Source organism: Halorubrum sp. Ea1 (genome assembly GCF_002252965.1).
Taxonomy (GTDB): domain Archaea; phylum Halobacteriota; class Halobacteria; order Halobacteriales; family Haloferacaceae; genus Halorubrum.
The window spans coordinates 1-19557 of sequence record NZ_NHPG01000019.1; the positions used below are offsets into that span (position 1 = coordinate 1).

Genomic DNA, 19557 nt, shown 5'->3' on the forward strand with positions numbered 1-19557 from the left:
CGACGTCGTCGTCGACCTCGCGGCCGCGGACGGTGATGCGCTTGCGCTCGCCTTCGCGGGACGGCTTGAAGCCCACGCCGCCCTCTAAGAGGAGCTCCTTCAGGCGAGTGCCCGAGACGTCCTCGCGCATCGGTCGACCGGTCTCGTCGGAGCCGCCGGTGATCTCGATCGTGTGCTCGGAGAGTCCGACGGCGTCGCCGCCGATCTCGTCGCCGATCTCGCGACCGAGGAACCGGTTGGCGTCCTGTCCGTCGACCTCTCGCTGGAACGTCTCGCCGCTCTCGGGGTCGGCGATGACGACTTTGAATTCGGCCATGGGCGAACGGAGACCCCCGCGAATAAAAAGCACGTCGAAACCGGGATCCGGCCCCGATCGGTCCGCGGATCCGGTTCGGCGGCGGGATTTCCCCGTCGGTCCCGGCCCGCCGCCCGGCATCCCTCCGCTCACCGCCCGGCGCCGATCCGCTCGACCCGCCGCGACCCGTCGCCCCACGGACCCTCGACGAACGCGTCCTCCAGCGCCCGAGCGACGCGCGCCGGTTCGCTCGGGCCGCCGGCCGCCGCGACGCTACCGACCGTCTCGGGATCGAACGGCACGCCGATGGCGTCGTAGACGGCGTCGCTGACGCCGGCGATCGCCCGGGCGTCGGCCGGCGTGACGACGACGCACCCGGCGACCAGCGCCGCGTCGGCGCGGACGCGCTGGGCGATTCCCGACACCTTCCCGCCGCCGGCCACGCGAACCGAGTGGTCGCCCGGGCAGAACGACGCCGGCGGCTCGCCGGCGACGACGTCGGCGCCCAGCTCTCGGAGCGCCCCGACCACCACCTCGACCGTGCGGTCGTACCGCTCCGTGATCGAGCCGCGTGCCCCGCTTCCCGTCGAGTCGCCCTCGCCCAACGGGATCGCGTGGGCGAACGCCAGCGTGTCTCCGGCGTACGCAACGGCCCGACCGCCGACGTCGCGCTCCACCGGGCGGAATCCCCGTTCCGCGGCGATCCGTTCGGCCCTATCGAACGCCTCCGCGCGGGCGTCGCGGCGACCGAAGGCGATCTGTCGGGCCGGGGCCCACACGCGGAGCCCGGGCGTCCCGTCACCCGCGTCGGTGAGCAACGCCGCGGTCCGCTCACGGTCCGCGTCGGGGTCGTCGACAGCTCCCCTGAGCACGCGCATACCGGTCTGCAGGGCGGCGGCGGACAAGCCGGTTTCGGCCGGTCGCGGCCGCCGTCCGCGAACGGCGGCTCGCCGAGGGCGGGGGTCCGGCGTATGACACAAACGTTTTGCCGGCCCTCTTATTGGGTCACGTATCGATGAGCGACCTCGGCGCGCTGCCGGTACGAGCCTATCTCGCGGCCTGCCTGCTCGCCGCGATCATCGGGCTCTGGCTCGGCGGGGTCGCGTGGCGAGAGCGCGACCAACCGGGCGGGACCGAGGTCGCCCTCTACCTGCTGTGTGGCGGCGGGATATCGCTTCTGTACGCGGTCAGGGTCGCGAGCGCGAGCGAGCTGGTAATGGTCGTGACGCTCAACCTCGCGACGCCGCTCGTCGCCGCGATCCCCGGGATCTGGACGGCGTTCACGCTCGCGTTCGCCGGCCACGACCAGTGGCGGACGGAACACCGCATCGTCGCGCTGGCGACGCCCCCCTTCGTCTGGGTGCTGCTCGCGTGGTCGAGCGCCACGCACGGGCTCTCCCGTCGCTCGCTCGCCGCGGTCGCGGAGGGGCCGTTCACGCTGCTCTCGTTCGAGCTCGGCCTCGCCGACGTCGGCTTCGTTCTGTACGCGTACGCGCTCTGCGTCATCGGCGTCCTCGTCGTCACGGACCTCTACCAGCGGACCGGGAACCGGTACCGGCTCCAGACGTTCGTGATCCTGCTCGGGACGCTGTTCCCGTTCCTCGCCGGGATCGCCACCGTCGTCGACTTGGGTAGCTACGCGAACCTCGCGTGGTTCCCGTCGTCGCTCGTCGTCCACGGCGTCTTCCTGTACGGAACGGTGTTCTGGCTCGGGACGCTCGACGCCGCGGTCGTCGCCCGCGACACCGCCGTCGAGGTGATGCAGGACCCGGTGATCGTGGCCGGGTCCGACGGTCGGATCCGCGACCTCAACCCGGCCGCCGAGGAGCTGCTCCCGCCGGACGCGGTCGGGTCGTCGCTCTCGGCGGTGTTCCCGCGGCTGGAGATCGGCGTCGAACACCCGATCGCCATCGACGGGCGGCAGTTCGACATCCAGGAGGACCCGATAACGGACCCCCGCGGGACGGACCGCGGTCACGTGTTCCTGCTCCGTGACGTGACGGAGCGGGAGCGTCGCCAGACCGAACTGGAGCACCGCGAGGCGGAGCTGGAACGGCAGAACGAGCGCCTGGAGGACTTCGCCGGCGTCGTCTCCCACGACCTCCGGAACCCGCTCGCCGCGGCGACCGCGGCGGTCGAGCTCGCGCGCCACGACGGCGGAGAGAACGACGACGCGCTCGACCGGGCGGCGAACTCCCACGAGCGCATGGACGACCTGATCGAGGGGCTCCTCTCGCTGGCGACCGCGGGGCGCTCCGTCGACTCCGCCGATCGGGTGTCCCTCGACGCGACCGTCCGGCGGGTCTGGTCGCGGCTCGAGACCGCGGACGCGACGCTCTCCGTCGAGGGGCCGGACCCGACCGTCCTCGCCGACGGCGATCGGCTCGAGCAGCTGCTCTCGAATCTGTTCCGCAACGCGATAGAACACGCCGGAGCGAACGTCTCGGTGCGGGTCGAGATCGAGCGGCGACCGGGCGGCGTCGCGCTCGCCGTCGCCGACGACGGCCCGGGAGTCCCCCCGGAACAGCGCTCCCAAGTGACCGAACGGGGCGTCTCGCTGGACGGCGGAACCGGGCTCGGGCTCGCGATCGTCGTCGACATCGCGGAGGCGCACGGCTGGGAGCTCTCCGTCGAGGAGTCTGAATCCGGCGGCGCCCGCTTCGTGATCGCCAGGATCGAACCCGCTGACGGGTGAGACGACGGCGCGGACGGGCGGGTCGACTCCGCGGTGTCGACCTCCGGCCCGGGCTACCGGCGTCGACGGCCACTTGTCGGTCGAGCCCCGCCCTCCGAACGACGATGTCCGTCACGCTGCCGCCAGACTCGCTCGACGGCTACCGTCGGTTCTCGCGGTTCAACTCGCCGTACCCGGCACACGACGACGGGAGCGCAGTCGATCTGTACCCCGAGGACGGTCGGGGAGTATCGCCCGTCTCGGGCGTCGTTCGCGAGACGCGTACCGTCGGCTGTCCGGACCGATCCTACGCCGCGAGCGAGGACCATCTGATCGTCGTCGACCTCGACGACGAGTGGTGTCGGCGGGCCGGCGCCGCGCCCGGGACCGCCGCTCGGATCCTCCACGTTGTCCCCGAGGTGTCCCCCAGCAACCACGTCGATGTCGGCGACGACCTCGGGCCGACGACGCGCTCCGGGTTCTTCGGGCAGTGGGTCGACGACCACGTCCACCTCGGGTTCCGAGCCCCCGGCGCGAGCGCGCTCAGGGCGAGCGGGTCGCTCCCGGTTGACGTCGACGTCGCGGTCGCCCCCATCCTGTGGGACGGGGAGGGCGTCGTGGTCGAACGCGGGCCGACGCACGTCATCCTCGACGCGCCGGTCCACCCCGATCCGGGCGAGTCGTTCGCGGCGCTCGCGAGCGACGAGCGGATCCCGCTGGACGGCGGACTGGCCCACTACGCCGGCGGCGGCGCGTTCGGCGCGGGCACGCCCGGCGGCGCGCTCGACGGTGGCACGCCCGGCGGCGACGCGGTCGAACACGGCGACCCGGCCGGACGCGGCGACGGGTTCGGCCGGTTCGAGGAGGGGGCGGCGGCGACGCTGTGGGGGACACGCGTCGGCGTCGCGGCGGGTCGCGGACTCGCGTGGGACCCCGTCGACGTGCTCGCGAACGGCGAGCGGGTCGTGGGGCTGTCGCTGTTCGCGGCGCGGGACGCGGGGTACGGCGCGAAGGTCGTCTGCCCGGACCGCGAGTTCGCGATCGGCGAGGCGGTGTCGCTCGACGTGGTCCCGAGCGACGACCCGATTCGGCTCGGAGTGGGGTGAGGTTCCGTCAGCGCGAGGGGAACGACGGCTGGCGAACGGCCGGCGCGTTCGGCGGTTCCCGCGGCGGTGCGCCGGACTCCCGTCTCGGCCGCCGCGGGCGAAGCGTCAGGTCACGGGGCGGGTGGCTCGGCATCGGACAAGAGCGGTCGGGCGGGCTCGGAGCGATCGGTCAGACCGCTGACCGGGCGGACCTCGAAACACCGGTCCCCGACCGCCGCCGGCGCGCCAACCCCGGACCAGTTGTTTCCCGTTTCGGGGGCTACAAGCGGGACCCTCGTGAGTTGGAGGTATGAACCGGACAGACGTCGCGGACTTGGACCCCTTGCCGGCCGAAGCCGTCGCGCTCGTCGAACGGCGAATCGAGGAGGAGCACGGCTACCTCTCGTGGCTGAACACGTCGGTGGACGTCGTCGAGCGGGGGCGGGTCGTCCTCTCGATACCGTACGACGACAAGCTGACGAACAGCGACGGCGGCACCATCCACGGCGGCGTGGCGGCGACGCTCGTCGACACCGCCGGGGGAATCGTCCAGCGCACCGCCTTCGAGGACCCGCTCTCGGGCGGCGTCGCGACGGTGAACCTCAACGCGAACTACCTCCGCCCGGCGACCGGAGACCTCCGCGCCGAGGCGACGATCGTCAGGTCCGGCGGGTCGATCGGGGTCAGCGACATGACCGTCACCAGCGCGACCAACGGCGAGACCGACGGGGTCGTCGTCGGTCAGGGGTCGTTCCGACTGTTCCGCGAGTAGCCGGCGAGACCGTCGATGAGGTCCGCCGGGTCGTCGAGCGCGCCCGCGAGTTCGGTTACCGCGTCGCGCTCGGCCCGGTCGGGCGCCGCGCGGACGACGACCGACTGCTCGCCGAGCGACACGAACTCGCAGTCGAGCCGCTTCGCCGTCTCGCGCAGTCCGACCCCGACGTCGGCGTCGCCGGCGATCACCTTCCGAACCGGGCTCTCGAACGCCCGCACGGTGAGCTCGTAGCCCGCGACGGCCTCGATCAGCTCGCTCCGCGAGGTCGACCGCTCGTCGGCGAGCGCGTCCAGCGCGTCGTCGAAGCTCCGCCGGAGCCCGGAGTCGGTCGGGCGGTTGACGAACCGCAGGTCGCGGTCGACGACCGATTCGAGGCCAGTCACGTCGGCCGGGTTGCCCGCGGGGACGACGAGCCCCCACTCGCGGGTCCAGCCGCCGAGCTCGACCGACTCGACCTCGCGGTCGGTCGGTCCCGCGACAACCGCGACGTCCGGGACGCCGTCGCGCAGCCGCCGGAGCCCCTCGCGGGAGCCGACCGGGAGGTACCGCGGGTTCTCCAAGCGGTCCAGCAGGCGGTTGAGCGCCGGGTCGTCCTCGCCGACGCCGAGCAGGCTCGGTGGGCGCACGTCGGGCGAGAACAGCCGCACCGTGACGCGCTCGCCCCGGTCGAGGTACTCCGTGTCCGGGTCGACGGCGACGACGCCGTCCGCTTCGACGAGGCTCGTCGTCGCCCCGGAGCCCTTGTCGACCGGGTAGACGAGCGGGAGGTCGCCGTCGGCCAGGTCGAGGAGTCCGACGGGCATCAGCCGCATGCGTCCCTCCCCGTATCGCTCGCCGAGCCCCATCCGTCCCTCGACGGTCGCCGTCGCGGGCTCGGGCCGGCCGGCCGCCTCGCGGATCGCGGGCGCGACGAACGTCCGGAATATCGTGAGCGCGGAGACCGGGTACCCGGGGAGACCGATGTACGCCGAGGTCGCGGCCGACCCGCTCTCGTCGCCGCGGCGGTCGAGGCGGCCGACGAGCATCGGCTTGCCGGGCTTGACCGCGACGCCGTGGAGCAGCAGCTCGCCCCGCTCCTCGATCACCCGGTAGATGACGTCGACGGCGCTCGCCGAGGTCGACCCCGAGGAGAGCACGAGGTCGCACTCGTCGGCCGCGCGCCGGAGCAGCCGCTCCATCTCGTCGTAGTCGTCGCCCGCGTGCGGGTAGAGGACCGACTCGCCGCCCGCCTCCTCGACGCCCGCGGCGATCGTCGTCGAGTTCACGTCGTATATCTCGCCGCGCGAGGGGTCGAGCGACTCGCCCGGTCGGACCAGCTCGTCGCCGGTCGAGACGATCCCGACCCGCGGTTTCCCCTCGACGGGGACCTCGTCGACGCCGAGCGCGGAGAGGAGCCCGATCTCCCGTGGCGTGAGCCGCGTTCCCGGACCGAGCGCCCGGGCACCCGCGGCGATGTCCGCGCCGGCGCTCATCACGTGGTCGCCGGGCGCGACCGCGGTCCGGAACGCGATGCGGTCGGGCCGGTCTCCGTCCCCCGCTTCCCCCTCGCCGTCCAGTTCGTCGGTCCGCTCGACCATCACCACGGCGTCTGCGCCCTCGGGCATCACGGCGCCCGTCGAGACCTCGGCGCAGGTGCCCGGCGCCACCGTCACCTCTGGCGCGGCGCCGGCGTGGACCGCCCCGACGAGGTCGAGCTCCGCGGGGTCGGCCTCGTCCGCGCCGAACGTGTCGCGGGCGCGGACCGCGTACCCGTCCATCGACGCCCGGTCGAAGCCGGGGACGTCGATCGCGGCGTCGACGCGCTCCGCGAGGACGCGCCCGCGGGCCTCCTCCAGCGGGACCGTCTCCGACTCCGGCGCGAGGTCGAGCGAACCGATCGCCTCGCGGGCCGCCTCGGGCGTCGCGAGGTCCCGGAACTCCTTGCGGTCGCTCACGGCGTCACCTCCCAGAGCTCAACGTCGACGACCTCGCCGGCGTCGAGGCCCTCCCGCGGCTCGGGGACCACGACCCAGCCGTCGGCGAGCGCGACGCTCGACAGGATGCCGGAACCGCTCGCGCGCGTCGGGGTCGCGGCGGGGAGGTTCGCCGCTCCCCCGTCGCCGTCGTTCGCCCCGTCTCCCCCCTCGTCGCCCTCGCGCTCGGAGAGCGCCACCCGCGCGAACGTCCGCGTCCCGGGCTCGCTCGGCACCTTCCGGTCGAGGACCGCGCGCCGCGTCGGAAAGGGGTCGGCGGTCGTCCCGCCGACGCGCTTCTGGAGCGGCCGGAGGAACTGCGCGGCGTTGACGATGCAGGCGACCGGGTAGCCGGGCAGGGAGACGACCGGCGTGCCGTCGGCGACGCCGAGGCAGACCGGGTGGCCCGGCTTCAGGGCGACGCCGTGGACGAGCACCTCGCCGAGCCCGTCGACGACCTCGGGGATCAGGTCGCGCTCGCCGACCGACGACCCGCCGGTGGTGACGACCACGTCGGCGTCGAGGTCGGCCTCCACCGAGGCCGCGAGGGCCTCCTCGTCGTCGGTGACGACGTCGCGGTAGCGCGCCTCGCCGCCCCACCGCTCGACTAACCGCGAGACGGTCAGCCCGTTCGTCTCGATCACCTCGCCCGGGTCGGGGTCGGACTGGACCAGCTCCTCGCCGGTCGGGATCACGGCGACAGTCGGGGGGTCGTACACCGGGACCGCGTCGAGCCCCACCGACTTCAGGAGCCCGAGGTCGGAGGGGCGAAGGACGTGGCCCGCGTCGAAGAGGCGCTGGCCGTCGGCGACGTCCTCGCCGGCCTCGCCGACGTTCTCGCCGGTCGCGACGGCGTCGAACGCCTCGACCTCCTCGCCGACTTCCTCCACCTGTTCGATCATCACGACGGCGTCGGCGCCCTCGGGCACCGCGCTTCCGGTGTGGACCCGCGCGGCCTCGCCGGGCGCGACCGACTCGGCCTCCGTGCCCGCGGCGCGGAGCACCGCCGGCGAGCGGTCGGAGGCGCCGAACGTGTCCTCGGCGCGGACCGCGTACCCGTCCATCGCCGCCCGGTCGTAGCTCGGGACCGGCGCCGGCGCGTCGATCGGCTCGGCGACGACCCGCCCGTCGGCGTCGGCCGTCGGCAGCGACTCGGTCCGGCCGTGCGGCTCGGCGGCGTCCAGCAGCGTCGCCAGCGCGTCCGCGACGCGGGTCCGCCGCTTGAAGCCGGCCTCGCGTCTGTCGTGGCTCATGGGCGTTCGTTTCGGTCCCGCGTGCAAAAACCCCGCTCCCCTGGCGGTCGCCTCGCCGGGCTCCGACCGCGGGCTCACCGCCGTCGCGGTCGCCTCAGGTGATCCACGAGAGGACCCGTGCCGCGCGGTGGGTGCCCTGAATCGCCGCGACCCGGGCGGCCGAGAGCGTCTCGGCGGCCCCTCGCCGCGCCGCGGTCGCGCTCCGGACCGCGCTCGTTCGGGCGTAGTAGCCGGACTTGCGCCCCGCGGCGCCCACGTAGTGCTTCGCGGCCATCCGGATCGGGGCGCGGCGACCGTCGACCGTGGTCGTCCCCTCCCGGATCGCGTCGAGGACGTCGTCGGCGGTGACGTCGGCGACCGATTCGCGCCCGTCGACCGCCACGTCGGTGAACGCTCGGCCGACGTACTCCAGGTGGTGCGCGTCGCTGGCGGCCACGCCCGGGTAGTCGTACTTCGCGGCGAAGCGCCGCGCGCGGCGGTTCCGGTAGCCGGTGAACAGCCACGCGTTGAACGTCTCGACGGCGTCGACCTCGTCGATCCCGTCGCCGTCGGCGACGAGGACCTCCTCGTCTCTCGTCTCCGGGACGGGGATGTTCCGCTGTCGGACGCCGTGACGCGAGCGCTGGAAGGGGTGCGGGACGATCGCGACTCCGCCGCGCTCGTGGATCCACGCGATCGTCTCGTCGTAGGGGCGCCGGCGCGGCGGCATCCGCTCGACGCCGACCGCCAGCAGGTGGCCGTGCGCGGTCGACACCTCGACGCCCGGGATGCCGATCAGGCCGTACTCCGGGGCCAGTTCGGCCGCCCGCTTCGACTCGCCGATCACGTCGTGGTCGGTGATCACGACCGCGTCGAGACCGATCTCCGCGGCGTGCTCTAAGATGAGCTCGATCGGCTCGTGGCCGTCGTAGCTCTCGTCAGAGTGAACGTGGGGGTCGATGCTGACCGTGACGCTGGACACACCCGGAGTAGGCGACGGGAGATACTTAAATGCGCGAAGGACGTCCGACGCTCAGTTATCACGAAACCCTGCCGCGGCGCGCGCCTCCGAGCGGTCGCCCGCGGCGACCGCGAGGAGCGCGTGCGAGGGAGTCAGTCGCCGGAGCGAAGCGGAGGCGACTGACGAGGCTGGGGAGGCGTGAGGCTGCGGTCGCGGTACGGGCTTTGGAGCTGTTCGTCAGCGGTCCGAACTCAACTATTTATAAACAGGCGGCTGGCGCTCTGGAAGAGCCCTGGAAGGGCTCTCGAAGCGCTCTGCGAGCCGTCCTCGATCGGTTCTCACTGAGCGCGCTCGACTCCGGAAGCGTATCCCGCGACGGACGCAAGTTATAAAACGTTCAGTCGAACAGCCCTCTGATTCTGTCGACGACTGACCCCTCCTCGTCGCTCGCCTCGGACTCCTGGCGCTGTTGTTCCCGGAGCTCGCGGAGCTTCGCGGCCTGGTCGTCGGTCCCCGAGCCGCTCGCGGTCTTCTTCTCGCCGCCCTGGAGCCCCTTCAGCTCCGAGACCGCGTCGTTGACGGTCCCGGACTTCGTCCGGGTCTCCGTGGCGGATCCGGCCAGCTTCTCGCGGTCGACGTCGACGTCGTCCACCGCGCTCGTGTCCAGTTCCAGCCGGCGGGTCTCGGTGCGCTCGACGCCGCCCCACGTCAGCTCCGCGTCCTCCAGCTCGCGCTCGATGTCGGCTCGGACCTCGGCGTCGGTGACCGCGTCGCCGTCGCCGCCAGCGCCCCCGGCGGTCCCGTCGTCGCCGACGGCGCCCGCGGCGGACCCGGCTCCGGCCGCGCCGCCTCCGGCCGCACCGCCGGCGACGCCCGTCGCGCGCTCGACGCGGTGGGCGACCAGCGCGCCGCCGGTCGCGGCGATGACGGCGACGAGCCCGAGAGTGTACACCGCGACCACCTGCGCGCTGTAGTCGGTGTCGGGAACGTTCCAGTAGTACGGGTACGCCCAGGTGAACAGCCCGACGGCGACGAGGGTGATCGCGGTGCCGACGCCGGCGAGGTACACCATCCGCCGGTCGACGGGGAGCAGTACGACGACGCCGAGGAGGAGTGCGGGCAGCCCGACCGCGGCGGCGACGGCGGCGACCTCCCGGACCGCGTACGTCGACAGCGCCTCGGACGGGAGCGTCGCGCTGTAAAAGAAGATCGCGACGCCGACCAGTCCGAGCCCGATCCCGGCGAAGAAGAGCCCGAACCCCGCGTACACGTCGATCGCTCGGTCGGGGTCGCCGACGTAGCGCCGGTAGTACTCCAGCAGGCGGTTCTCCGCGTTCGATTCGCTCATACGGGAGGGTCGCCGCCGACTCTAATGATTGTTACCCCGCGAGTCCGCGGTCGCGCCGCGGGCGGCGCGAAGCCTGACCGCGTCACCCCCGGTCGCGTCACCCCGCCCGCGTCACCCCGTGCGCTTTTGAGGGCACGGGTCCACCGTTCAGGCGATAGCCCGTGTCACTCGACTGCCCTCGCTGCGGAACGACGCTGTCGACGTTCGCGCTCGGCGGGGCGACGGCGGTCGCCTGCGACGACTGCGGCTACGCCGGCGTCGAGGCCGACCACTCGGGCGAGCCGCGACTCGCCGAGAGCTGGGAGGAGGCGTTCGCGCGCTTTCAGGAGCAACACGACTGACCATGCCGACCATCGAGATCACCGACGACGACCGCGACCGGATCGAGGCGCTCCGCGAGGAACTGACCGCGGCCCACGCCGGGCCGTACGCCTCGGTCGACACGGGGGGCACGCTCGCGTACCTCCTGGACTTGGCCGACGCCGTCGACGACCCCGAACGCGAGGCGGACCCGGCCGCGCTCGGCGGCGATCGAACGGACGACGCGGCGCGTGCGGCCCCGGGAGACGAGACGGCGTTCGACCGGGATCGCACGCGCGAGCGGCTCGAGTCGCGCCCGCGCCGGCACGGCGACCCGGACGCCGCCGAGGAGGCGGACCTGTACGAGATCGCGGCCGCGTTCGACGTGACCGGCCGCAGCGACATGACGAAGGCGGAGCTGGTCGACGCGGTCCTCGACGCGGCCGAGTCGCTGTCGGCGGACCCGTTCTCGTGGGTCGACGTCGACCTCGGCGACGACGCGTCCGAACCGGCTCCCTCCGACGAGAGCGAGACGCCGGAGCCGGCGGACGACGAGGCGGAGACCGAGAGCGAGGGCGACGCCGGCGCCAGCCAGCTTAACGCGATGATGAGCCTCCTCGACACCCACGACGACAAGTGGCGGGAGGCGGACGGCGACGCGCGGTACGAGGTCGAACTGCCCGACGGCGACGTCGAGACGGCGCGCACCAAAGACGACGTGCGCGCGGTGCTGTTCAGGAACTACTGACGCGAACCGATGGGACTGCTGTCCAGACTGCGCGCGTGGATCGGCACGGTCTTCGGCGGCGACGAGCGCGGCGAGTCGCCGGCCGAGGGAACCGCTGACGACGAGAGCGGTGCGGATGAGAGCGACGCCGACGGGAGCGACGCGGGCGACGAGCCGACCGGTCTCGACCCGAGCGCCGCGACCGAGACCAGAACCGCGGCGACCGACGACGCCGTCGACGCGCTCCGGGACGTCAGGCGATCGCACGACGGCGCCCCGGCCGGCGGTGAGACGGAGGTCGACGCTGACGAGGTCGACGCTGACGGGGTCGACGCCGACGGGGCCGGCGGCGACGACCGAGACGCGCCCTGATCGCTCCGTCGCCGTCCGCCGCACGAAACGTTAGGTGCCCCGGCCCGAACACCCCCGTATGACCGACCCCAACGACGGCGACCGCGAGGCCGAGAGCGACGCCGACGGCGAGGGTGCGGCCGCCCGCGACCGCGCGTTCGTCGACCGGACGATCGAACTCGCCGAGGAGGCGGTGGAGCGCGGGAACACCCCGTTCGGGGCGCTCCTCGTCGTCGACGGCGAGGTCGTCGCCGAGGCGCGCAACGAGACGCGGACCGAGGACGACCTGGCCGCGCACCCGGAGCTGACGCTCGCGCGGCGCGCCGCCCGCGAGTTGGACCCCGACGAGCGGGCGCGCTGCACGATGTACGCCAGCACGGAGCCCTGTCCGATGTGCGCGACCGGGGTCCACTACGCCGGGCTCGACCGGGTCGTCTTCGGCGTCTCGGGCGAGACGCTCGACGGGCTCACCGGCGGCGTCGTCACCGTCCCCTGCGAGGAGGTGATCCGCCGCGCCGGCGGCGAGACGACCGTTGAGGGGCCGATCGCGACCGAGGCCGCGATGGCGCTCCACGAGTCGTTCTACGGGGCCGGACCCGCGGGGGAGTCGTAGCGTGCGGGGTCGACACCCGCCGGCGCGATGACCGGCGACCCCGAGACCGTCGTGGTCGGCGCCGCGGCGATAGACGAGTGGTACGCCGTCAGCAACATCCCCGAGCCGGACGGCGGCGCGTTCGCGGGCGAGGTGACGAGCGCGTTCGGCGGCGTGGGCGCGAACGTCGCCGTCGCGCTCGACCGCCTCGGCCGCGACGTCGGCCTCGTCAGCCGCGTCGGCGATGACGAGTACGGCCGCCGGGCGCGCGAGTACCTCGCCGAGACCGGCGTGGACGCCTCGCGCGTGCGGGTCGGCGACGACCCGTCGACCCGGTCGCTCATACTCAGCGCGCCCGACGGGGAGCGCGCGATCGTCACGACGGGCGAGAGCTTCCGCGAGCTCCGGCTCTCGACCGCCGACCGCGAGGCGATCGCCGCGGCCGACGTCGCCTTCCTCACCGGCTACACGCCCGACGCGGTCGCGCGAGATGTCCTCGGCCTCGTCGAGTCGGCCCGCGACCCGCCCGCGCTCGTCTTCGACCTCTCCGGCCCCGTCGAGGAGCTCGTCGGCCGCGGCACCGAGCCCGAGACGATTCACCGACTCCTCCACGCCGCCGACCTGTTCGTCGCCGGCGACGTCGCCGCCGCGGCCTACTTCGGAGACGAGGCGGCCGCGGTCGAACGGGGCGCGGCCGCGCAGCGGGCACGAGTCGACGCGGGCGGCGCGGTTCCCGGCGGCGCCGAGGCGGACTGGCCGCGCGCCGTCCTCACGCACGGCGCCGACGGGATGACCGTGATCGCCGACGGAGCGGTCCGGCGGTTCGAGGCGTTCGACGTGGACGTGGCCGACGCGACGGGGGCCGGCGACGCGTTCGTCGCCGGGCTTATCGATCAGTGGGTCGCCGGCGGGCGCGACGGGGCCGGCGCCGACGACGGGGCCGGCGCCGACGCCGCGGGCTCCGAGAGCGTCGCGGACGGCGTCCGGTTCGCGGCCGCGGTCGCCGCGATCAACTGCACGGAGCGGTTCGCGCAGGGCGGGCTCCCGACCCGCGAAGCGGTCGCGCGGTTCCTCGCCGAACGGGACTGACCCGGACCGAGGGCGACCTCAGCGCGCCTCGTCGGCCCGCGAGACGAGCTCGGCGACCCGGTCCGCGTCGACGGGCGCGGTGGTCTCGCCGCCCTCCTTGAGCGCCGTGCCGACGATGACGCCGTCGGCGACCGACAGCGTCCCGGCGACCGTCTCCGCGCTCACCCCGCTCCCGACGAGGACCGGCGTGTCGAGCCCGTGCGCTTCGCGCTCGGCGACGACCGCCTCCAGCGCCTCCGGGTCCGCCGCCTCGCCGGTTCCCCGTCCGGAGGCGATCACGGCGTCGGCGAGCCCGCGCTCGGCGGTGTCGGCGAACGACTCCGCGGTGTACCCCTCGGCCGACAGCGGGGCGGAGTGTTTCACGTCGGTGTCGGCGAACACCCCGACGTCGACGCCGAGCGCGTCCCGGAGCCGGAGCGTCTCGTGGGCCCGCCCCTGCACGACCCCCTGGTCCGTGACCCGCGCGCCGGTGTGGACGTTCACCCGAACGTAGTCGGCGCCGACCGCGGCCGCGACGGAGAGCGCGGCCTCGGCGTCGTTCCGGAGGACGTTGATCCCGAGCGGGAGGTCCGTCTCGTCGGCGACAGCGGTCGCGGCGCGGGTGACGGCCGCGACGACGTGTTTCGGGGCGTCGTCCGGGTAGAAGGGGGCGTCGCCGAAGTTCTCGATCATGATCCCGTCGACGCCGCCGCCGTCGAGGGCGCGGGCGTCGGCCGCGGCGCGGTCGAGCGCGTCCCGCATCGCGCGGGCGCCGTCCGCCGGCGCCTTCGGCGCGCCCGGGAGTGGCGGGAGGTGTACCATGCCGATCACCGGCGCGTCCGTGCCGAAGGTGGCCTCGAACTCCATGTCACCCCCAGCGACGCCCGCTCCCCTCATAAGCCTCCCCACACGGTTTAGTCGGTCCGGGTCGAACTCGGGACGAACGGTCATGAGCCTTGACGTCGACGCCGACCCCGTGACCCGGAGCGGCGAGCTGACGCTCGTCCTCTCGCTCGGCGCTGCGCGGCGGCTCGCTGACCCCGAGGCGGCGTTCGCCGAGGCCCGCCGGTGGAGCCGGTACGTCGGGATCGTCGCGAACGACGCCGAAGCTGTCGAGCGGTTCGTCCGCGAGCACGGCGTCGAGAACGACTACGCGCTCCGCAACTGGGACAAGTGGGGGACGCTCGGCGACGTCTACGACGAGGCCGACACGCCGCGGCACGTCTTCGTCGGGACCTCTCCGTCCGACCGCCGCGTCGCGACCCACGTCGGCTTCGAGTACCGCCCGATCGGCGAGGCGGCCGAGAAGGCTGACTGGGAGCTCTCCGACCCTCGCTCCGCCGACGACTCGGGGTTCATCGACCGAATCCGCCGCGCGGTGAGCGACCGGCTTTGATGAGCGACCGGCTTTGATGAGCGGTCGCTCCGTCGCCGACGGAACTGGATTCTAAACAACTGATCGAGGATTAAAACCAAGGTTTCCGGTCAGTCGTCGTCGCCGCCGACGATCCCCTCCGCGACGGCCATGTCGTCGACGGTCGGGTCGTCCTCGGAGCGCCGGAGCGCGAAGCGCTTCCGAGCCACGTCGGCGGCGTAGACGGCGGTACCGGCGATAAGCAGCGTGTCGCCGGGGAGCCGCGCCCAGAACAGCGACTGGACGAGCGGCCGCTCGTAGAACGCGAGGCTCCGGGCCGCCGCGTAGCTCTCGGTGAACGCGACGTCGAGCTGGAGGAACCCGACCGGGAGCACGGAGACGAACACCATCAGCGCGAGCCCGACGTTCCAGAGCCAGAACGACGCGCGGAGCCACGAGCCGTCCCAGCGCTTGGGGTCGATCGACAGCTGGAGCACGTACGCGACCATCCCGAGCGCGAGGAACCCGAACGCGCCGAACATCGCGGCGTGGGCGTGGCCGACGGTGAGGTAGGTGCCGTGCTCGTAGTAGTTGACCAGCGGGAGGTTGATGAAGAAGCCGAGCACGCCTGCGCCGACGAAGTTCCACACCCCGCTGGCGACGATGAACATGAACGGGAGCGTGTAGGGGAACCCGCCCGAGGCGGTCATCGCCCGGTACTGACCGATCGCCTCGTAGAGGATGAAGATCAGCGGGAGCAGCTCCAGCGTCGAGAAGACGCTCCCGATCGGCGCCCAGTAGTCGGGCATGCCGACCCACCAGTAGTGGTGGGAGACCCCGATGACGCCGGTGCCAATTACCAGCAGCGCCTGCAGCATGACCGACTTCTCGGTGCTGCGTCGGGTGAGGAGGTTCATCGAGACGAGCGTGAGCCCGATGATGGCGACGATGAAGAACTCGAAGGCGCCCTCGACCCACATGTGGCGGCGGCCCGAATGGTGCCGAACATGTTCGTAACGGGGCTTACGCCCCGAGACGCCTTACAGAACGGTATGACCTCGAGTCAGCAGGCGGCAGAGCCCGCCGTCGAGAGCGCGCCGGACGCCGCGGCCGGAGGGGAAACGGAAGCCGAGACGACGGTCACGGTGCGCTGTACCGGGCACGTCCGCACGGAGCTCGGCGAGTACGAGTTCGAGTACACGTTCGAGGGCGACACCCTCCGCGCGTTCCTCGACGAGCTGTTCGAGGAGTACCCCGAGCTACAGGACATGCTCATCGCCGAGACCGAGGCGGACGCGACCCACAGCGGGTGGGCGCCGGCGCCCGAGGAGCTTCCCGGCACGTGGACGAAGAACCCGGTCGGTGAGCAGACCACCGCCTACGCCCGGATCCTCGTGAACGGCCACTTCAACGAGAACGAGAACGGCTTCGACACGACGTTAGAAGCGGGCGACCGCGTCGCCCTCGTCTACCCGTTCATGTTCTGTTGTTAGTCGAATTGCGTCGGTACGGCTCCCCGGAAACCGCTTCTCTGGACGTACTCACGACCGAGTCACTCCGTTCACTGACGAGTGAGGAGGGGCCGGTATTCTGGACCGGCCTGGTAGTCTGGAGCGACAGATAGACCAAGAGGAGCCTGGCGCTCGGGTGGCGGCCGGTAGTCGCCGCCGTTCGAAGCTACTTCGCGAACGCGGCCGGTTCCTCGTTCGGGACGAGTCGGAGCCACCGGTTCTCGACGACCTCGACCGTGTATCCCTGATACTGGAACGCGAGTCGATACGGCGTCGAGGATTCGCTCGCGTGGCCGACGAACGAGTCCAACGCCTCCGGATCGACGCTATCCCACAGCGGTTCGAGGTCGCCCGGGTCTCGGTCGGTCAAGTCTGCAATACTTTCGACTACTGTATAGCTCGTAGACTGATCGGCGGCCTCGTTCAGATCGACTTTGTACACAGGGACGTCTCCGTCCCGGTTTGTTTCAATATTCATTGTGGCTGTATTACAAGACTCGGGTTACGATTCTAACACAGACTGTCAGGGACCGAGGCATAAGTCGTTTGCACCGGATATATTTGGCCAGAATCCTGACATCATCTGTCGGTGAGCGCCGCGATATGCGGGGGAAGGGATTCGAACCCTCGAACCTCTACAGGAGCGGATCTTAAGTCCGCCGCTTTTGGCCAGGCTCAGCCACCCCCGCGCGGATTTCGGTTCCGGCGGCGGGGTGAAACCCCTTTCGGATAGGCGGCGCCGTCCGGAGGCCGGTCCGTCGGTGGCGGTCCCCGTTACCAGTCGACCGAGAGCGTCCCGTCGCCGTGCGGGTTCGGCGCTATCTCCTCGTCGGTCCGCCGGTCGACGACGTGGATGACGCCCCGTTCCTTCTTCGCGGGACAGACCTCCGCCGCCATTACGTTCTCCTCCAGTTCGTCCTCGCCGATGTAGTACGACCGCGGCTGCGCCATCCCGCTCTGGATGTCCATCACCCAGTTGTCGGCGACCTCGGCGCACTTCCCCGCTCCGAAGCACTTGTTCGCCTCGAACACGATCTTGTACGGCTTCTCCTCGACCGGCGGCCCCTCGCCGCCGATGTCGCTCGCGCGCACCGCCTCGTCGCCGTCGGCGTCCGCGTCCTCGCTCATACCTGCCCATCGGCGACCGCTGGACTTTCGTCTGTCGGTCGTTCCCCGCGAGTGCAGCCCGTTCCGGAGGCCGGGGGCGCGCCGCGGCTCGGCCCCTCGCTCACGCGTCGACGTGCTCCGCGAGCAGCCGCTCCGCGTGTTCGGCCGAGTCCGCGAGCTCCCACCGCACCTTGGCCGCGTCCCCGTACGCCAGCGCCTCCTTCAGCTCGTCGCGGAGCACGCCGGTGCCGAACCCGACCGTGTCGCCGTCGGCGTCTCCGAGTTCGTACAGCGCGTACCGAGTCGGGGCGCTTCCGACCGTCGAGCGGTCGAGGTCGCGCCAGGGCTTCGCGAGGCTCACCGGTGCGCGTCGAGCCCGTCCTCGGGGCCCTCGACGATCTCGAAGCTCCCCTCTGTCCAGCCGTCCTCGACGAAGACGAACACGCGGCCGCCGGCGATCTCGGGGTCCGCGATCACCTCGTTTCGCTGGTCGGTCCGGCCGACGATCACGCCGGGGAACACCTCTTCCCGCTCGCCCTCCTCGACCATGACGCGACCGACGCCGGAGTCCTCCAGGATCTCGTCGTCGGTGTTGTAGTCGTTGACGTAGGTCATCACGCCCTCGGTCTCGGTCGGGTCGGTGACGAGCACGTGGGTCTCCTTGCCGGGACCGGCAGTCACCGAACCCTCCACCGCGTCCGGAGCGCCGCGGTAGAGGGTCGTCCGCCCGTCGAGGTACTCGACGACGACTCCCTCCTCGCGGAGGTCGATCCCGATCGACGTCGGCGGGACGTCGCTGCGTGAAGGCGCTGACATACGCGCCGCTCGGGTCGCCCGCCTCAAAAGGGGCGCGCTCGGCGGCGGCCGGACGGTCCACGGCGACGTGCGGCGCGCACTCAGTTTCGAGAATCGGGCATCCCACATTTAAGTCCCCACCGACGGGAGAGTACCGTATGCAACGGACGCGACGGGGTCTGCTCGGCGCCGGCGTCGGGATCGCCGCCGGGGCCGCGGGGTGTCTCGGCGTTCGCGGCGTCGAGTACCCCGACGCGGCCCCGGACGCGACCGACGGCGACGACGGCGAACCTGATCCTCCCGGCGACGAGCAACTCGACGACCCCGATCCGGTCCTGAACGAGTCGCTCGCGGCGGCGACGCGGAACGTGGTCGACGACGCGGTCTGGTTCGCGACCGAGTACGCCGACGCGGTCGCGACGTACAGGGACGCGATCGCCGGCGTCGTCGCCGAGGTGGACGCCGTCCGCGCGGCGGCCGACGAGAGCGACGCGGTGACCGTCGAGATGGTTGACCGCCTGGACGCCGCCGCACGCGCCGCCGCCGATCGCGCGGCCGAGGCCCTGGAGCCGCACTTCCACCCGGAGGCCCGGATCCGCGGGCGAGCGCGGCGCCACGTCGAGGAGCTCCGAACGGTCGCGCCCCGGAACGACGTCGACCGGTTCTTAGAGGAGCTCGACCGCATGCGCCGAGGGTTCGCGAGCATCGGCACCGCGATCTACGTCGCGGAGGCGTTCTCCCGGGACCCGATCCACAACCGGCTGCTCGACCGACTGCTGTACCCCCTCCCCGAGGGCGACGAGCGGCGGCGGGAGGTCCGGGGGACCGCGTTCGTCGAGGTCGCGCTCGCGAGCCGCGGATTCGCGGCGTTCGCGCACGAGCCGTACGACGACGACCGGTACGACCGCTCCCGCATCCCGCGGATCTACGGCGGGGCGTTCGGGGCGGACCGGCGCGAGGAGCTCCGCGCCCGGCTGGGACCGGTACCGCGGAGCGAAGACCGGACCGATGAGCTGTTCGTCGCGTTCGCGGACCGCCCGTCCGCCGGCAACCGTCCGAGCGAGACGTTCGAGGGGTGGGCCTCCGAGCTGGACGGAACGCCCCTGTACGTCCAGCGCTACCCGGACGCCGACACCGCGAGCGAGCGGCTGGTGGCGGTTCTCGCCGACGCGTCGACCGAGGGGCGGGCGCCGATCGATCCCGGCGCCACGGCCGCCGGCTCGGACTTCTCCGGGAACGGCTCGGCGGACGGCGACGGCGGATCGGCCGACGGCGACGAGACCGGTGCCGACGACGGACCCGCTCGCTGGCACCGGCTCTACCACGACGAGGCCGAGGGCGAGCGCTACGGCTTCGACGAGCACGCCGGGGTCCAGTACGGCTACGTCGTGCGGGCCGGCGAGTTCCTGCTCGCCGCCGGGTTCTCCGGC

22 protein-coding genes, 1 tRNA gene and 1 pseudogene are annotated in these 19557 nt (G+C 72.5%); 11 read left to right on the plus strand and 13 right to left on the minus strand.

Annotation, left to right across the window (positions count from 1 at the left end):
- Positions 1 to 316, minus strand: a 316-nt coding sequence (locus DJ73_RS02515; RefSeq protein ID WP_094557217.1) for a 30S ribosomal protein S6e, incomplete at its 3' end; no start/stop codon positions are given.
- 128 nt (positions 317 to 444) lie between these two features.
- The gene (locus DJ73_RS02520; protein WP_094557218.1) at positions 445 to 1173 is read right to left on the minus strand and encodes a lipoate--protein ligase family protein; all 729 of its coding nucleotides are present in this window, start codon (positions 1171 to 1173) and stop codon (positions 445 to 447) included.
- Positions 1174 to 1310: 137 nt separating this feature from the next.
- Here DJ73_RS02520 and DJ73_RS02525 point away from each other — a divergent pair, with 137 nt between their 5' ends.
- From DJ73_RS02525 to DJ73_RS02535, 3 genes are all read left to right on the plus strand, one after another.
- Complete coding sequence (locus tag DJ73_RS02525; RefSeq protein WP_094557219.1) at positions 1311 to 2990, plus strand: histidine kinase N-terminal 7TM domain-containing protein; 1680 nt, start codon at positions 1311 to 1313, stop codon at positions 2988 to 2990.
- Between the two features lie 104 nt (positions 2991 to 3094).
- Positions 3095 to 4075, plus strand: a complete 981-nt coding sequence (locus tag DJ73_RS02530) for a hypothetical protein (RefSeq protein ID WP_094557220.1) — start codon at positions 3095 to 3097, stop codon at positions 4073 to 4075.
- Between the two features lie 289 nt (positions 4076 to 4364).
- Positions 4365 to 4826: a PaaI family thioesterase gene (locus DJ73_RS02535; RefSeq protein ID WP_094557221.1), complete on the plus strand. Its 462-nt coding sequence runs from the start codon at positions 4365 to 4367 to the stop codon at positions 4824 to 4826.
- Here DJ73_RS02535 and DJ73_RS02540 read toward each other — a convergent pair.
- The 4 genes from DJ73_RS02540 to DJ73_RS02555 all read right to left on the minus strand — a co-directional run bounded on the left by DJ73_RS02540 (position 4796) and on the right by DJ73_RS02555 (position 10322).
- Entirely contained in the window at positions 4796 to 6763 is a 1968-nt protein-coding gene (locus tag DJ73_RS02540) for a molybdopterin biosynthesis protein (RefSeq protein WP_094522004.1), read from the minus strand. The two genes, DJ73_RS02535 and DJ73_RS02540, sit on opposite strands and share 31 nt — an antisense overlap.
- A complete protein-coding gene (gene glp, locus DJ73_RS02545; RefSeq protein ID WP_094557222.1) occupies positions 6760 to 8034 on the minus strand; it encodes a gephyrin-like molybdotransferase Glp in 1275 nt (424 codons plus the stop codon). Before glp ends, DJ73_RS02540 begins: the two co-directional genes overlap by 4 nt.
- 94 nt (positions 8035 to 8128) lie before the next feature.
- Positions 8129 to 8995 (minus strand): PHP domain-containing protein, encoded by an 867-nt coding sequence (locus DJ73_RS02550; RefSeq protein WP_094522006.1) that lies wholly within the window; start codon positions 8993 to 8995, stop codon positions 8129 to 8131.
- Positions 8996 to 9371: 376 nt separating this feature from the next.
- Positions 9372 to 10322, minus strand: a complete 951-nt coding sequence (locus DJ73_RS02555) for a permease (protein ID WP_094557223.1) — start codon at positions 10320 to 10322, stop codon at positions 9372 to 9374.
- A gap of 161 nt (positions 10323 to 10483) precedes the next feature.
- Between DJ73_RS02555 and DJ73_RS02560 the strand changes: the two genes are divergently transcribed.
- Genes DJ73_RS02560 through DJ73_RS02580 form a run of 5 tightly spaced genes read left to right on the plus strand, consistent with a single transcriptional unit; the run spans position 10484 to position 13381 of the window.
- Complete coding sequence (locus DJ73_RS02560) at positions 10484 to 10663, plus strand: zf-TFIIB domain-containing protein (RefSeq protein ID WP_094522008.1); 180 nt, start codon at positions 10484 to 10486, stop codon at positions 10661 to 10663.
- 2 nt (positions 10664 to 10665) lie between these two features.
- Positions 10666 to 11370 (plus strand): hypothetical protein, encoded by a 705-nt coding sequence (locus DJ73_RS02565; protein WP_094557224.1) that lies wholly within the window; start codon positions 10666 to 10668, stop codon positions 11368 to 11370.
- Between the two features lie 9 nt (positions 11371 to 11379).
- Positions 11380 to 11721 carry a hypothetical protein gene (locus DJ73_RS02570; protein ID WP_094522010.1) on the plus strand — a complete coding sequence of 114 codons (342 nt, stop codon included), beginning with the start codon at positions 11380 to 11382 and terminating at the stop codon, positions 11719 to 11721.
- Between the two features lie 58 nt (positions 11722 to 11779).
- Positions 11780 to 12313, plus strand: a complete 534-nt coding sequence (locus DJ73_RS02575) for a nucleoside deaminase (RefSeq protein WP_094557225.1) — start codon at positions 11780 to 11782, stop codon at positions 12311 to 12313.
- A gap of 27 nt (positions 12314 to 12340) precedes the next feature.
- Positions 12341 to 13381 carry a carbohydrate kinase family protein gene (locus DJ73_RS02580; protein WP_094557226.1) on the plus strand — a complete coding sequence of 347 codons (1041 nt, stop codon included), beginning with the start codon at positions 12341 to 12343 and terminating at the stop codon, positions 13379 to 13381.
- An 18-nt stretch (positions 13382 to 13399) separates the two neighbouring features.
- Here DJ73_RS02580 and DJ73_RS02585 read toward each other — a convergent pair whose 3' ends face one another.
- The gene (locus tag DJ73_RS02585; protein WP_094557227.1) at positions 13400 to 14227 is read right to left on the minus strand and encodes a BtpA/SgcQ family protein; all 828 of its coding nucleotides are present in this window, start codon (positions 14225 to 14227) and stop codon (positions 13400 to 13402) included.
- A gap of 82 nt (positions 14228 to 14309) precedes the next feature.
- Between DJ73_RS02585 and DJ73_RS02590 the strand changes: the two genes are divergently transcribed.
- Positions 14310 to 14756: a hypothetical protein gene (locus tag DJ73_RS02590; RefSeq protein WP_094527901.1), complete on the plus strand. Its 447-nt coding sequence runs from the start codon at positions 14310 to 14312 to the stop codon at positions 14754 to 14756.
- A gap of 89 nt (positions 14757 to 14845) precedes the next feature.
- On the opposite strand, the pseudogene DJ73_RS02595 reads toward DJ73_RS02590, so the two are convergent.
- Positions 14846 to 15697 (minus strand): annotated as a pseudogene (locus DJ73_RS02595) (cbb3-type cytochrome c oxidase subunit I); the annotation flags it as partial.
- 69 nt (positions 15698 to 15766) lie between these two features.
- Between DJ73_RS02595 and DJ73_RS02600 the strand changes: the two are divergent.
- Complete coding sequence (locus DJ73_RS02600; protein ID WP_094523432.1) at positions 15767 to 16207, plus strand: MoaD/ThiS family protein; 441 nt, start codon at positions 15767 to 15769, stop codon at positions 16205 to 16207.
- A 184-nt stretch (positions 16208 to 16391) separates the two neighbouring features.
- Here DJ73_RS02600 and DJ73_RS02605 read toward each other — a convergent pair whose 3' ends face one another.
- The 5 genes from DJ73_RS02605 to DJ73_RS02625 all read right to left on the minus strand — a co-directional run bounded on the left by DJ73_RS02605 (position 16392) and on the right by DJ73_RS02625 (position 18148).
- Positions 16392 to 16703, minus strand: a complete 312-nt coding sequence (locus DJ73_RS02605) for a HalOD1 output domain-containing protein (RefSeq protein WP_170938245.1) — start codon at positions 16701 to 16703, stop codon at positions 16392 to 16394.
- A gap of 126 nt (positions 16704 to 16829) precedes the next feature.
- Positions 16830 to 16914, minus strand: a tRNA-Leu gene (locus tag DJ73_RS02610).
- Between the two features lie 85 nt (positions 16915 to 16999).
- Positions 17000 to 17353 (minus strand): ferredoxin, encoded by a 354-nt coding sequence (locus DJ73_RS02615; protein WP_094557228.1) that lies wholly within the window; start codon positions 17351 to 17353, stop codon positions 17000 to 17002.
- Between the two features lie 100 nt (positions 17354 to 17453).
- On the minus strand, positions 17454 to 17693 hold the full coding sequence (locus DJ73_RS02620) for a hypothetical protein (RefSeq protein WP_094523439.1): 240 nt from the start codon (positions 17691 to 17693) through the stop codon (positions 17454 to 17456).
- Positions 17690 to 18148, minus strand: coding sequence for a DUF5796 family protein (locus DJ73_RS02625; protein ID WP_094523441.1), 459 nt, complete (start codon positions 18146 to 18148; stop codon positions 17690 to 17692). The genes DJ73_RS02620 and DJ73_RS02625 overlap by 4 nt, the downstream gene beginning before the upstream one ends.
- A gap of 137 nt (positions 18149 to 18285) precedes the next feature.
- Between DJ73_RS02625 and DJ73_RS02630 the strand changes: the two genes are divergently transcribed.
- Positions 18286 to 19557 (plus strand): hypothetical protein (locus DJ73_RS02630; RefSeq protein ID WP_094557229.1); only part of this gene is annotated, 1272 nt, incomplete at its 3' end.

Excerpts from the sequence above, each read along its gene's own strand:
- DJ73_RS02565 (WP_094557224.1), top strand. The coding sequence starts at position 10,666 with ATGCCGACCATCGAGATCACCGACGACGACCGCGACCGGATCGAGGCG.
- DJ73_RS02555 (WP_094557223.1), bottom strand. The coding sequence starts at position 10,322 with ATGAGCGAATCGAACGCGGAGAACCGCCTGCTGGAGTACTACCGGCGC.
- DJ73_RS02605 (WP_170938245.1), bottom strand. The coding sequence starts at position 16,703 with ATGAATATTGAAACAAACCGGGACGGAGACGTCCCTGTGTACAAAGTC.
- DJ73_RS02625 (WP_094523441.1), bottom strand. The coding sequence starts at position 18,148 with ATGTCAGCGCCTTCACGCAGCGACGTCCCGCCGACGTCGATCGGGATC.
- DJ73_RS02530 (WP_094557220.1), top strand. The coding sequence starts at position 3,095 with ATGTCCGTCACGCTGCCGCCAGACTCGCTCGACGGCTACCGTCGGTTC.
- glp (WP_094557222.1), bottom strand. The coding sequence starts at position 8,034 with ATGAGCCACGACAGACGCGAGGCCGGCTTCAAGCGGCGGACCCGCGTC.
- DJ73_RS02570 (WP_094522010.1), top strand. The coding sequence starts at position 11,380 with ATGGGACTGCTGTCCAGACTGCGCGCGTGGATCGGCACGGTCTTCGGC.
- DJ73_RS02585 (WP_094557227.1), bottom strand. The coding sequence starts at position 14,227 with ATGGAGTTCGAGGCCACCTTCGGCACGGACGCGCCGGTGATCGGCATG.
- DJ73_RS02600 (WP_094523432.1), top strand. The coding sequence starts at position 15,767 with ATGACCTCGAGTCAGCAGGCGGCAGAGCCCGCCGTCGAGAGCGCGCCG.
- DJ73_RS02575 (WP_094557225.1), top strand. The coding sequence starts at position 11,780 with ATGACCGACCCCAACGACGGCGACCGCGAGGCCGAGAGCGACGCCGAC.
- DJ73_RS02525 (WP_094557219.1), top strand. The coding sequence starts at position 1,311 with ATGAGCGACCTCGGCGCGCTGCCGGTACGAGCCTATCTCGCGGCCTGC.
- DJ73_RS02590 (WP_094527901.1), top strand. The coding sequence starts at position 14,310 with ATGAGCCTTGACGTCGACGCCGACCCCGTGACCCGGAGCGGCGAGCTG.
- DJ73_RS02520 (WP_094557218.1), bottom strand. The coding sequence starts at position 1,173 with ATGCGCGTGCTCAGGGGAGCTGTCGACGACCCCGACGCGGACCGTGAG.
- DJ73_RS02615 (WP_094557228.1), bottom strand. The coding sequence starts at position 17,353 with ATGAGCGAGGACGCGGACGCCGACGGCGACGAGGCGGTGCGCGCGAGC.
- DJ73_RS02535 (WP_094557221.1), top strand. The coding sequence starts at position 4,365 with ATGAACCGGACAGACGTCGCGGACTTGGACCCCTTGCCGGCCGAAGCC.
- DJ73_RS02580 (WP_094557226.1), top strand. The coding sequence starts at position 12,341 with ATGACCGGCGACCCCGAGACCGTCGTGGTCGGCGCCGCGGCGATAGAC.